General features: G+C 32.3%; 12 protein-coding genes. All 12 read right to left on the bottom strand.

Annotation, left to right across the window (positions count from 1 at the left end):
* Positions 1–210 precede the first annotated feature (210 nt).
* Complete coding sequence (locus ABH955_RS18600; RefSeq protein ID WP_404491452.1) at positions 211–1,170, bottom strand: glycosyltransferase; 960 nt, start codon at positions 1,168–1,170, stop codon at positions 211–213.
* 49 nt (positions 1,171–1,219) lie between these two features.
* Complete coding sequence (locus tag ABH955_RS18595; protein WP_002144780.1) at positions 1,220–2,662, bottom strand: O-antigen polysaccharide polymerase Wzy family protein; 1,443 nt, start codon at positions 2,660–2,662, stop codon at positions 1,220–1,222.
* A gap of 49 nt (positions 2,663–2,711) precedes the next feature.
* The gene (locus ABH955_RS18590) at positions 2,712–3,983 is read right to left on the bottom strand and encodes a glycosyltransferase (RefSeq protein WP_002144779.1); all 1,272 of its coding nucleotides are present in this window, start codon (positions 3,981–3,983) and stop codon (positions 2,712–2,714) included.
* The gene (locus tag ABH955_RS18585; protein WP_002144777.1) at positions 3,983–4,597 is read right to left on the bottom strand and encodes a sugar transferase; all 615 of its coding nucleotides are present in this window, start codon (positions 4,595–4,597) and stop codon (positions 3,983–3,985) included. Before ABH955_RS18585 ends, ABH955_RS18590 begins: the two co-directional genes overlap by 1 nt.
* Complete coding sequence (locus ABH955_RS18580) at positions 4,578–5,483, bottom strand: NAD-dependent epimerase/dehydratase family protein (protein WP_002144775.1); 906 nt, start codon at positions 5,481–5,483, stop codon at positions 4,578–4,580. The genes ABH955_RS18585 and ABH955_RS18580 overlap by 20 nt, the downstream gene beginning before the upstream one ends.
* Before the next feature lie 82 nt (positions 5,484–5,565).
* Entirely contained in the window at positions 5,566–6,681 is a 1,116-nt protein-coding gene (locus tag ABH955_RS18575) for an ATP-grasp domain-containing protein (RefSeq protein WP_404491451.1), read from the bottom strand.
* Between the two features lie 17 nt (positions 6,682–6,698).
* Entirely contained in the window at positions 6,699–7,916 is a 1,218-nt protein-coding gene (locus ABH955_RS18570; RefSeq protein ID WP_002144773.1) for a DegT/DnrJ/EryC1/StrS family aminotransferase, read from the bottom strand.
* Between the two features lie 118 nt (positions 7,917–8,034).
* Positions 8,035–9,843 (bottom strand): polysaccharide biosynthesis protein, encoded by a 1,809-nt coding sequence (locus ABH955_RS18565; RefSeq protein WP_002144772.1) that lies wholly within the window; start codon positions 9,841–9,843, stop codon positions 8,035–8,037.
* 60 nt (positions 9,844–9,903) lie between these two features.
* Complete coding sequence (gene bpsC / locus ABH955_RS18560) at positions 9,904–10,785, bottom strand: UTP--glucose-1-phosphate uridylyltransferase BpsC (RefSeq protein WP_404491449.1); 882 nt, start codon at positions 10,783–10,785, stop codon at positions 9,904–9,906.
* Positions 10,786–11,032: 247 nt separating this feature from the next.
* Positions 11,033–11,800 (bottom strand): tyrosine-protein phosphatase, encoded by a 768-nt coding sequence (locus ABH955_RS18555; protein WP_404491448.1) that lies wholly within the window; start codon positions 11,798–11,800, stop codon positions 11,033–11,035.
* A gap of 109 nt (positions 11,801–11,909) precedes the next feature.
* A complete protein-coding gene (locus ABH955_RS18550; RefSeq protein WP_404491446.1) occupies positions 11,910–12,614 on the bottom strand; it encodes a CpsD/CapB family tyrosine-protein kinase in 705 nt (234 codons plus the stop codon).
* Positions 12,604–13,347 (bottom strand): YveK family protein, encoded by a 744-nt coding sequence (locus ABH955_RS18545; protein WP_404491445.1) that lies wholly within the window; start codon positions 13,345–13,347, stop codon positions 12,604–12,606. The genes ABH955_RS18550 and ABH955_RS18545 overlap by 11 nt, the downstream gene beginning before the upstream one ends.
* Positions 13,348–13,556: the final 209 nt, after the last annotated feature.

Here is a 13,556-nt window from a genome sequence, read left to right as displayed (position 1 = left end):
ATCCTACGCAATAGCGTATATAGCTGAACATTACCTAAATTGTTTAATTCCTAAAATCCACTAAATAGTTAATTTGAATTATTTTCTAAATATATTCAGCAAAACATATTGAACCCTGAAATCATAAAACAGTAGCCCTCTAAAGGACTACTATTCAAAAAAATCTTAAAATCAATTCAAATATTGTATTATTGACTGAATTTCTATATTTTATTTGTTTGTTTTAACATTCTTCCAAATAAAATAATATAGATTAAGATTTAATCTAGCAAGTACACAAGAAAACTTAACAAATTTACTAGTTAAATCACTAATTTCAAATTTAAAAAGATTTTTCTTCAATCTTTCTTTGTCTTGCCTTCTAATCTTTCCTTCGTGAATACCATTCATTAATAAACTAATATTTAAATGCATATAGTAATTTTTATATTGCTCTAATTCAATGCCCTTTTGATCATTAAGTAAGTTTACAATATCCTCCAAAGAATCAAGAGCCGTTAGCTTTTTCAGACTAAAATTTGATTTAGAAGCATTACTATTGTGAATTATATAATGATAATATGGAGTAGAATCATATACAACTTGTTTAGAGTTTAAAATTGCTTGACAACAAAATAATAAATCTTCACAAAAATGTATATCTTCATCAAAGTATATTGTTTTTTTATGAAATAAATCTGCTGAAAAAAGTTTATTACATAAAAAACCTCTAAAACCATTTGGATTAAGAATAGAATTTAATGTTTCTTCCTTATTTAAAATTTTTGTGCTTAATTCACCAGGTCTGCTTAGTGGTAGGCCATGTACATCTTCTTTAACATAACCACACATGGCGATATCTGCTTTGTGCTGAATAATTAATTCATATAGCTTACTAATCATATTGGGCCCTATCCAATCATCTGGATCTACAAAACCAATATAATTTCCATTTGCCTTATTTAATCCTACATTTCTCGCAGAGGAAACTCCTCCATTATCTTTATGAAAAACAATAAAACGCTCATCTTTTTCCACATATTGGTCGCAAATCAATCCACTCCGATCTGTAGATCCATCATTCACCAATACAATTTCTAAATTTTGATATTCTTGTTTTATAATGCTATCTAAGCATCTTGGTAAGAACCCTTCAACATTATATATAGGAACGATAAGAGAAATTAACATTTTAAACCTCTTTCCTATGAATTTTACCCAAAGTTCATATCTGATACTACTACATTGTCGTTTGGGCTCTTTTTTGCTTTTTACCAGATAGTATTATTGACCCTAATAAAATTAAGCATACAGTTAAAATATTTATTAAACTAAATGTGGATACAATAAATGATGTAAAAGTATCTCGTGGTGCATAAAGTAGTAATCGAGTCATAGATAGACACATCCAGGCACCTAAGATACCCGTTCTAAACAATTTATTCATCAATCCTAAAATAATCCCTAAAACAAAGTTCCCGATAATTATACCGAGATAACTAAAATCTTTATATAGTTCGGATACGTAACTTGATCCGTATCCCCATCCGTTCAAGTATCTATTAGGACTTAAAATGTATGAAACTCTTTCCGCAAGGTTATTACCATATAATGCGGAGTCCAGGCTTTGAGGTACATATTTTGGTACATCTATCAAAAATTGAGTTATGGCGTTACTATTAATAAAATCTATAAGTCTCCCAATAGTATATATTTTCCCCTCAGGCAGTTGACTAGCTAACGTTTGAGCATAACCAATCAAATTGACACTTACACCTTGAGCATAGAAAAATTCAATTATACCATCTGAAAATGAGTGTTCTACCGAATTGTCCATGCGTAAATACGAAACTGCATTTAATAACAAAATCATAAAAGGCAACGCACAAATACAAGCAGTTATCTCTTTTTTCCCAAACCATTTTTCCTTTTTATCAGTATAATTTCGCAGACAAAGATATACTAGAACTATCAATATATTTAGAACAAAATTATTTCTCTGCCCTACTGCTAATGATAAGCACCCTAATAGAACGTATAAAATTAAAGGAATAAAAGATTTCTTTTTTGTAGGTAGTGTACCTAGATATATAAATAATGCAGTCGGACACATTTCAGCTAACTTAGTAATCCATATTGGAAATGAAGATGTGTATGAAGCATATAGTTCAGTATAACCAACATTATTTGTAAATTTTGCTTTATCCCATAGCACTAAAACATTAAAAATATACGTAATGTAAAATAATGATTTACTTACTAGAGCTATATTTTTAATGTTATTCTCAGAAAAAAACCTAGACCTTTTACCTTTATAAGCCCTATTATTCTTCACTAGTGCATATCCCAAAAAGAGAAACAGCAAACAGAAAAATAAACTAATAAAAATATTCCATATTACCTTTTCATCATCGAAGTCTAAACCATAATAATTATTATTATATTTATCATAATAACCAAATAATGGCTTAACTACTAACCTAGCTACTAAAAAAGTAAAAAATGTGCTATTAAAAGCAAAAAATATAATTCTCTCACTAAATTTCTCACAAGAATATAATAAATTATGGAGTAACATACCACAAATAGCTATTAAAAGAATATTAAGATTTGAAAATAGGGCCCCTATGCCAAACATACTTACAGCAAAAAACAAAATTATATAACGAATAATTTTTTGCAAGTCCTATTACCCTCCTATAAAATTTATACATAATCATTTTAGATAACATCTACCGGGACCCAGAACTAGACTTCCCAAGCTTAATAGCAAATTCAGAATAAAGAACCTCAGCGTTACTTCTGTCCTTCCAAATCTCTAATGCATTATCGCACATTTTCTTATATTGCTCACTATCCATTCTATGGAGTTCATTAAACGATTCAACTATTTCTGTAATCGTACAATCTTTATCTAATAGATATCCGTTTTCACCACTTTCAACAATTTCCCTCGTACCTCCAACGTCCGTAGCAATAACCGGAAGACCCATAGATATTGCCTCCATAATTGCCACAGGTACCCCTTCAGAGGCTGATAAATTAACAAAAACAGTAGCTGGATTCTCTTTATACCAGTTTAAAACTTCCTGATTTTTAACAAAACCTGTAAACTTAACTTGTTCCATATTAAGTTTACTTTGTGCTAATTTTTTAATACGTTCAAATTCTGGACCTCCACCAATATGAGTCCAAAAATATGGAATATTCTTTTTCTCTAATTCTACTAACGCTTGTATTAGTAAATCAATTCGTTTTACCTTGCGTACTACAGAACAGCTCACAATATATAACTTATCATTCATAGTGTTACTAAGTACATTAGTTGAGATTGTCCCTAATCTTTCTACACTAACCTTTTCTTTATATGCAGGATACGTCTTATTTAAAGCATCTACACCATCTTGTGAACACGGATAAATTGCATCCAAGGATTTTAATAAGTAATCCCGTTCTGGTAAATACTTTAATGGAGCTGCATCTTCGTATAAATCATATCTATGTGCACGTGAAATAGTATATGGATTGTTTTCTTTAAAATATTTATTTTTTAGTTCTACTGCTACTCTTGCAGTAATATATAGCCAGTAACTATACACTGTAATTGAATCATACTGTTCAAAATCATACTCATTCAATTGGTTCTCTACGCGATCGTAAACATCCATTGCACGACTTTCAAAATAATAGCAGTACAATTTATGTGAAAGATTTCCTTTTGAATCTTCTTTAATCATTTTTGTTTTTACTTTGTCTTTACTAATAGTTCTAAATTGTCTTAGAACCATTTTTGCTTTTCCATTAATGGAATGTTTGATTCCTATTGGCAAAACTACAGCATTCTCCGGAACTGATCTAGTTTGCTGCATTTCATTAGATACCATCGTGGAAATGATATAAATCTTTTTATAATTTTTAGATAGGTACTCTATTTCCGATTCTAAATATTCTTCTCCTTTATGAAAAGGATAGTAGTTGGTTAAGAGTATCAAGCAATTATTCACTAATTTCCCGCCTTTTGTTTTCCATCGTTATTTCGGTTTATATTTTTCGAATTCACTACAGAAACCGCTGTTAAAAATATAATCTTAACATCCAACATAAATGATAAATTTTCTACATAATGAACATCATTCTTTACACGCTGCTCCATTGTAGAATTATTTCTTAATATTGCTTGATTATAGCCAGTGATACCAGGACGGACATCAAATTTTTTGAAAAATTCTTTTGGATAAATATCTTTATTCCCTAATGGGCTTGGTCTTGGTCCTACAAAACTCATATCACCCTTCAATACATTAAGTAGTTGTGGGAGTTCGTCTATACTTGTTTTTCTTAAAATATGTCCTATTTTAGTTACCCTCGGATCATTATCAGAGTTAAATGTACTACCATCTTCATTACGAATATCCGGTGCATTTACTTTCATAGAACGAAATTTATACATCGGAAATTCTTTCATACCTTTTCCTAATCTAGGAGCATTATAAAATACAGGTCCTTTATCTTCCAACTTAATCATGATAACAACTGGTATCATAATCAATAGTAAAAAAGGAAGTACTAACAAAGAACCTATTATGTCAAAAATACGTTTAATACCATAACGGTACATCATCTAACCTCCGCATTAATGTATATATTTCTTCTACAGCTGTAGCAAAAGTATAATCTGGTGAAAAATTCAACATTTTCTTCGCCTTATTACTATCCATATAAGAAGAATGTATCCCTTCATTGGCATTAGGATCTTTCACTAATAAGTTATCTTCATTTCCAAATACATTATTAATTGTATTTGCAACTTCATAATTTGTTAAAGCATCCCCGCTACCTATATTAAAAGTCCCTGAAAGCTTTTCCTGCTTTAGTGCATAAATTACAGCTTTCGCTGCATCTTTTGCATATAAAAATTCCCTTTTTGCAACACCATTAGCATGTAAAGTTAATTGTTCACGGTGAAACGCTTGTCTAAAAAATCTATTAATCATATAATTATTTTTCTCATTAAAACCATATAGATGGGCAAATCTTAAATTTTTAATATACAGCCCTTTTTTCCTGGAATAAATATTTCCAATATGTTCACAAGCTAACTTACTCACACCATACATCAAGTCAGGTAAAGGTAGTTCCATCTCATTCCATGGGAGCGATTTTTCATCAGAGTACGTTGATATCGTAGATGCATACACAATATTACCAATATTATTTTCATAACAAGCATCGTATAAATTTTGTGTTAAAATTTCATTATCATGAAACTCAGATACCTTTCCCTGACTACCTCTTGTAGCCGCAAGATGTACCACTGCATCTATATCATTCAACTGTTTTATCAAATCTTCCTTAGTATAGTCTGAAACACGACATTCGTAGTCTCCTATCACCTTACTATTAATACTTCTCGTTAAAATGATAGGAGTATTCCCATCATTTTTTATACTCTCAACAACATACTGACCTAAAAAACCAGTTCCACCTGTAACAGCTACTTTCATTTTAATCTCCATCTCTCTATATCATGTTTTAAAAATGAAAAATAATATTTCCGTAGTATTTAATTACTTTATAAAAATTTATTTAGTCCCTATAAATAAAGTAACCAATTTTATCTAACTTCCCATTTACTGGGCGGATATTATCTCCTTGTTTATAATAGTTGAAACTGTGTAGAGAGTTCTGTATTTGATCTTCAAATGTTGAATACTCTGCTGCAGTATTAGGTTTTTGACAAATAAATTCCAAAACATATTTATCATTTGAATTATTTTTGAATTTTTCTAATTCAGAGGTATCTCCATTTAATAAATGCTCGAATGTAAGTTTCATTAAATTAATTTCATTATAATAGGATAGTAAACTCCACATATGACACCCATCTAAACGAGGGGTTATTTCAATAATATATGGTATTCCCTCTTCCAATTTCATTTGGGCATAAACAGGGCCATTCTTTATTTCCAATTTAGCACATGCTGTTTCTACAATATCATTTAATAAATCTGTAGCATTAGAAGTAAGGTTTATTGTTGGGACAATATGTTTATGAATTAACCCCGTATATTCAAGCCAAGTCTCTCGGTCTGAGGCAACTAAATACTTTACCTTTCCATTTACAAGATAACCATTTACAGAAAGTTCTGGGCCAGAAATATATTGTTCTAATATTACTAATCCTGAACGAGAATATTCTTTGGCAATTTTATAGCTTTCTAAATATTCATCTTGACTTTCAACTAATTTTACTCCCCTTTGCCCTTGTGAGTCAGCTGGTTTTAAAATAAAAGGAAATTCTAATTCTAGTTCATCTTCCTCACTCTTTATAACTTGGAACCTTACATTTCCTTTAAAATTATTACCCAGGGTTTTTCTCATTAAATCTTTATTATTACATATACGAGCCGTTTCTTCTGATACAAAATATGGAATTTGTAATTTTTCACTAATTGAAGATGCTACCGGCATAGCTAAGTCTGAACCTGTAGAGTAAACTACAGAAATTTGATTTTCCTGAATATAATTAATGATTGCTTCTGAATCTAAAATATTTATTTCAACAAAGTGATCAGCTACTTCCGCACCAGGTCCATCTTGAGCCATCGCGCAAGCATAAGTTTCATATCCCATTTTTTTTAGTTCTAAGATTGCATCCATCTGAACAGCCGCAACACCTAAAATTAGAACTCTTTTTTTCATATATTTACAGCTCCCTTTTATCTATTCTTTAAAATTTCTTTAAAAATACCCGTAATATAATCCACCTCTTCATTTTTTAAGCTCGTGTGCAGAGGTAGTGTAATTTCATTTTTATACATATCGAATGCATTAGGATAATCTTTGATATCAAATCCTAGATTTTTATATGCTGTAAACATAGGTAATGGCTTATAATGTACATTACTTGCAATTCCCATCTCCGCTAGCTTAATAATAATTTCATTTCTCTCAGACTCTTCAATTCCAGGTATTCTTACTAAATAAAGATGCCCTGATGAGGCGAAATCATTTCCATAATGTTGTAAAATTTGAACCCCATAAGGTAGCAATTCTTTATCATACATTCCGATGATTTCCCTACGTCTGTTCATAAGTGATTCATATCTATCCAACTGAACTAATCCAATTGCTGCCATAATATCCGTCATATTACATTTATAAGCTGGATAAACAATATCATACTCCCATGAACCCTTCTGAGTTTTCGCTAAGGCATCCTTAGATTGTCCATGGAGGCTATATAACATAAATTGTTGATATACCCACTCATCATCCATACCTAAATCATTTCGCCACACAACGCCTCCACCTTCTGCAGTTGTTAAATTCTTCACAGCATGGAAAGAGTAACATGTGAAATCAGCAACTTGTCCACATTTCAGACCTTGTCTTTTAGCACCAAACGCGTGAGCTGCATCAGTCATTACAATTATTCTATCAAATAGACCTTGAATTATATTATTAGGTTTAAACAACCCTCTCTTACTTTCTACTACACTATATATCGCATCGTAATCACACATTTTCCCCGCAATATCAACAGGAATAATTACTTTTGTTTTTTCAGTAATTGCATCTGCAAGTTTTTCGTAATCCATCTCAAAAGAATCTGGAGCTGTATCAACTAAAATAATTTTCGCCCCCACATGCTCTATAATAGAAGCTGAAGCTGTATATGTATAAGCTGAAGTAATTACCTCATCACCCGGTCCAACTCCTAAAATACGTAGGGTTAATTCCATTGCAGCTGTAGCGGAGTTTAAACAAACGGCTTTATTTACACCAATGTATTCAGCAATTCTCTTTTCTAATTCTTTTGTTCTAGGTCCTGTTGTAATCCAACCCGATTGCATTGCCTTTATAACTTCTTCTATTTCTACCTCTGTAATGTCTGGTGGAGAAAACGGGATATTTCTTACCTTAGTATCAATCATTTAATTTCCCTCACTTCATTTATTAAATTTCTATAAAATACATATCATATCTTCAAAAATCATCCATCTCATTTTAAATATTTGGCACAAAACTCATACTCTACCTCATATTTAAAATCTAACTATTCACTTCAACTTTATTATTCGCGAAATCTAATAAAGTTTCTCTAATACTCTCTTTACTCATCTGTTCGAACTCATCTATAAATTGTTGAATGACTTCAAAATCTTTTAAAACAGCTTTTCCTATATGAATTTTAGGGAATACTTGTTCCTTATGGATTTCATTATCATTCAATAGCTCTTCATACATCTTCTCTCCTGGTCTTAAGCCACTAAACTCAATCCCAATTTCTTCAACAGAGTAACCTGATAGCTGAATTAAATTCTTTGCTAAATCTGCAATTTTAACAGGCTCCCCCATATCGAGTACAAATAGCTCTCCACCTCTTGCCAAAGATCCTGCCTGAATCACAAGTCGTGATGCCTCTGGAATTGTCATAAAATAACGAGTAATCTCTGGGTGTGTAACTGTAACTGGCCCACCTCTTTGAATTTGTTTTTTAAATAAAGGAATTACACTCCCCCTACTCCCTAAAACATTTCCGAATCGAACTACTACAAATCTTGTTTTACTTACCATAGCCATGTGCTGAACAATCATTTCTGCAACACGTTTTGTTGCACCCATTACATTTGTTGGATTTACTGCTTTATCTGTCGACACCATAACAAATGTATTTACTTTAAATGTATCCGCAGCCTCTGCAATATTCCTTGTACCGATAATATTATTTTTCACAGCTTCTTCTGGGTTACGCTCCATCAGTGGCACATGTTTATGTGCAGCAGCATGATACACAATAAAAGGTTGATGTTTTTTTACTACCTCAAACATTTTATTTCTATCTTGTACATCAGCAATTTCTGTTACAATTTCTATGTTATCTTTATATTTTGTTCGCAATTCCATTTCAATATGGTAAATACTATTTTCCCCATGCCCTAAAAGTACTATTTTAGCTGGCTTATACTTTAAAATTTGACGACAAATCTCCGATCCAATCGAACCACCCGCACCTGTTACCAAGATTGTTTTATCATTAATTTTCTCCCCTATTCCAGCATCATCTAACTGAACAGGTTCTCTTCCTAATAAATCTTCCACTTGTACATCACGGAATTCGTTAACAGAAACTTTACCATCTAAAAGATCTTCGAGCATCGGTACAATTTGAGTCTTCGCCTTCGTTTTTGTACACTTCTCAAAAATCTCGTTTATTTGATTTCTATTTAAAGAAGGAATAGCAATAATAATATGTTCTATGTCATTGTCTTCAACAACTTCTTTAATATGATTTGTCGTACCAACAACTGGCACATTATAAATTTCTAATTTTTGCTTATTTCTATCATCATCAACAAACGCAATTGGATATAAATCTGCTTCCTTATTATGCTGCAATTGTCTTACCACCATAGTTCCTGCTGAACCTGCCCCAACAATCAGTGTACGCTTTTTATCGATAGCTTTAGTAGTATACGTATCATGAAGCATACGCCATATAAAGCGAGAGCCACCGATTAGCAATATATGTAGCATCCATGCAATGGCTAAAATACGCACATAAATGTCATGACTAATAATTTGTTGAACAATTGCTGTTACTAAAATCGATAACGTAATTGCTTTAAATATTTGTTTTAATTCTCCAATGCTCGCGTACTCCCAAGCCTTGTTATATAACTTATAAATAGATGCAAAAATATGATGACTACACAATAATGTAATAGAACTTATAACTACTGTCGTAGGAATTTTATTTAATATATTAGGATGTATAAACCAATAACTTAAGTACACGGCAGTTAATACAATAAATGAATCTAATAAAATTAATAATGGAAGCCGTCTTCGATAACTCAATATACCTGTTCCCTTCTTTATATAACTAGTATCTTGTTGGTAATAAAAAATGAAATTCTCTTATGAATGCGCCTCTTCTTTTTTTACGATTTTTTCCATATATCTCATCAAATCTGCTTTCAATTCTTCATTTTGAAGTGCCATCTCAATCGTCGTCTTAATAAACCCAAACTTCTCTCCAACATCATAACGAGTTCCTTCAAAATCATACGCGAATACTCGTTGAATTTCATTTAATCGTTGAATCGCATCTGTTAATTGAATTTCTCCACCTGCACCTGTTTGTTGGTTCTCCAGGAACATAAAAATTTCTGGTGTTAATACATAACGACCCATAATCGCTAAATTAGATGGTGCTGTGCCTTGTGCTGGTTTTTCAACAAATTGACGCACTTGATAACGACGGTCATTTTGTTCAGTTGGATCGATAATACCGTAACGATGTGTCTCATTTTCTGGCACCGTTTGTACACCAATTACAGATGATTGCGTTCCTTCATATTGATCCATTAATTGACGTAAACATGGCGTTTCTGCTTGAACAATATCATCACCAAGTAATACCGCAAATGGTTCATTCCCAATAAATTTACGCGCACACCATACCGCATGTCCTAAACCTTTTGGCTCTTTTTGTCTTATGTAATGAATATTAATTCTTGAAGAAGCTTGTACTTTCTCAAGCATGTCGTGCTTCCCTTTTTCTAAAAGGCTTTGTTCTAATTCAAAAGAATGATCAAAATGATCTTCAATTGCACGCTTTCCTTTTCCAGTAACAATAATAATGTCTTCAATTCCTGATTCTATCGCTTCTTCTACTATGTATTGAATTGTCGGTTTATCGACGATAGGTAACATTTCTTTCGGCATTGCTTTCGTTGCTGGTAAAAACCTTGTCCCAAGACCAGCAGCTGGAATAATCGCTTTTCTTACTTTTTTCAAATTTTGCCCTCCAAAATAATATTATTTTATCTATATGTAGCAATAACAAAAACCCTACCTATAGAGTCATTTTTATAACTCCATAGGTAGAGTTTCTGGCATACATAAAATTATGGGCATCTAACCCATCCTCACGTCATACTCCCGACGACAAGCATCTAAGGTAGGTTGAAATATAATTTCTACCCACAGCACAACCGAGTGCCCCCATTGATAACGGTTAGGAGACATCACCAGAGCTCTTCAATTAAAAAATACCAAACAATTTTTTACGACGAATTAGTTCTGGATCTTCTTTATAAATCGCTCTCCCACTAATTAATAAATACGGATTTTCTCTTAAATCACTCATCACGTTCATTCCGAATTCTTTCCCGATCAATTCGTAGCTTTCCACTAAATGAAATCCCCTTGATGTTGTGTTATGTGCATCTGATGCGATCATATGTGTTAAATTATGTTCAACAAGTTGTAGTGAGAATTTTTTTATCTTTTTGCCGAATTTCCCTAGCAAACTTCCTGCCGTCACTTGTGTTAATGCACCTTTACTTACAAGGCTGTATAACTTATCTGGCCGCTCGATTAACTCGGCATTGCGTTCTGGATGAACGATAATTGGAATCATTCCTTTAACACGTAGTTCATATAATAGTTGTTCTGCATAACGAGGTACATGATTAGATGGAAACTCAATTAATATGTATTTATTCGTTTCGTTTAAAGTAACGATTTTACCAGCCTCATAGTCTTCAAGTAAGTCACCATATAATCTGACCTCTTGCCCCGGTAAAATTTTGAGTGGAATTTCATTTTGTTGTAGTTCATCATTTAATTGTTTCACTTGATGAATAATAGACGTACGTTCGTTTACATATTTTCCATTTTGATGATGTGGTGTGGCAACGATTGTATGAATCCCTTCTTGGACAGCCTTTTGTGCCATCGCTAAACTATCTGTTACTGTTTGCGCACCATCATCGATGCCATGTAAAATGTGACAATGTAAATCAATCATTCTTCTCACCCTCCCTCTCGTATAAAAATCTTTTTTCCCTTGAATATGAGATGTATCTCATATTCAAGGGAAAAAAGGAGATATGTTCTGGCCATATCTCACTTTTTACTTAGTTAGCACCATAGTAATAATATAGGCCATGTTCACGTTCACGGTCATTCAGAACAACACCTAACAATTTACCTTTTGCAGATTCTAATAATCCTTTTGCTTTTACCGCTGTTTCCTTTTCTGTCGATTCACTACGAACGACAAGAATAGATGCATCACATACATTTGCCATAATTTGCGCGTCTGTTACAGCTAAAATTGGTGGTAAATCGAAAATAACTAAATCGTACATACTATATACTTGAGCAAGAAGTTCTTGCATTGATTTCGAACCTAACAATTCCGCTGGATTCGGCGGAATTGGGCCACACGCTAAAAAGTGTAAATTATCTACATTTGTCGTTTGTATACACTTCTCTAAACGTTGACTATGCGTTAATACATTCGTTAATCCAACAATATTGTCTACTTGGAACATTTGATGCATCGCTGGTTTACGCATATCTGCATCAATTAATAATACTTTCTTTCCTTGTTGAGCAAACACAACCGCCATATTCGCTGTCGTTGTCGTTTTCCCTTCACTTGGGTTCGCAGACGTTATCATTAATGAATGTATATTTTTATCAACAGATGCAAACTCAATATTCGTTCGAATATTACGATACTGTTCTGAAATTGGTGATTTCGGTTGTTGATGAGCAATTAGTTGACGACGTTGACGATGATTTTTTTTCTTTTTAAATAAACTATTAAGAACCAATTGTCTGTCCCCTCACTTTTCTTGATGATGGAGCATGTGATTTCACGTTCGTTGTTTCTTCATCCATACGAGCGACAATACCTAATACTGGTAAGCCAAGTAAGTTTTCTACATCTTCTTCTTTTTTCACTGTGTTATCTAAGTATTCTAGTAAGAATGCAAGACCAATTGAAGCCATTAAACCAACAACGAAAGCTATTGCTACATTAAGCATAGGAACTGGCTTAATCGGAGATTGATTTTCCCCAACTTCTGCTTTTGATAATACCGTTACGTTATCGACATTCATAATTTTTGCAACTTCACCTTTAAATACATCTGCAGTTGCATTTGCAATATCACGAGCTACTTTTGGATCTTTATCCTCAGCTGTTACAGAAATGACCTGTGAATCTTTTTCATTCGCAACATTGATCTTTCCTGTTAAAGCTTGCGCTGTCATATTTAAATTTAATTTTTCATTCACTTGGTCTAAGACTACTGGACTTTTAATAATGACCTTATATGTATTCGTTAATTGAATATTTGTTTGTACCTCATTGTACTGAATTGCTGCTCCTTCTTGCTTCTTCTGATTCACAAGAATTTGCGTCGAAGATTGATAGATTGGTGTCATGAAGAAGAAGCTAATGATGGCACTTACTATAGCTGCACCAAAAGCGATGACGAGGATCATTGCTAAACGTTTTTTTAAGATATAAAATAACTCTTTTAAACTAATTGTTTCTTCCATAAGTTCCTCCAACTTTCTAAAATTTGCACATAAGAAAAATTATAACATATAATCTTACATTTTTTTATTTTAGTAATATCTACGTACGATTGTTATTTAAAAACATATATAATCTTACAAAAAAACCTTAAATATGGCAACACATTCCATCAAATTTCCAAAATTTCCTTTGTATCATTTTTTTTGTATAATAAAATAAATAAATAAAT

The sequence above is a fragment of the Bacillus sp. RC240 genome, assembly GCF_044907945.1.
Classification (GTDB): Bacteria; Bacillota; Bacilli; order Bacillales; family Bacillaceae_G; genus Bacillus_A; species Bacillus_A mycoides.
Note: the sequence above shows the minus strand (reverse complement) of the source record. Positions and strands in the feature narration are given on the sequence as shown.

Coding starts and splice junctions, on each gene's coding strand:
- ABH955_RS18600 (WP_404491452.1), bottom strand. CDS start 1,170: ATGTTAATTTCTCTTATCGTTCCTATATATAATGTTGAAGGGTTCTTA.
- ABH955_RS18585 (WP_002144777.1), bottom strand. CDS start 4,597: ATGTACCGTTATGGTATTAAACGTATTTTTGACATAATAGGTTCTTTG.
- ABH955_RS18580 (WP_002144775.1), bottom strand. CDS start 5,483: ATGAAAGTAGCTGTTACAGGTGGAACTGGTTTTTTAGGTCAGTATGTT.
- ABH955_RS18575 (WP_404491451.1), bottom strand. CDS start 6,681: ATGAAAAAAAGAGTTCTAATTTTAGGTGTTGCGGCTGTTCAGATGGAT.
- ABH955_RS18570 (WP_002144773.1), bottom strand. CDS start 7,916: ATGATTGATACTAAGGTAAGAAATATCCCGTTTTCTCCACCAGACATT.
- ABH955_RS18555 (WP_404491448.1), bottom strand. CDS start 11,800: ATGATTGATTTACATTGTCACATTTTACATGGCATCGATGATGGTGCG.
- ABH955_RS18545 (WP_404491445.1), bottom strand. CDS start 13,347: ATGGAAGAAACAATTAGTTTAAAAGAGTTATTTTATATCTTAAAAAAA.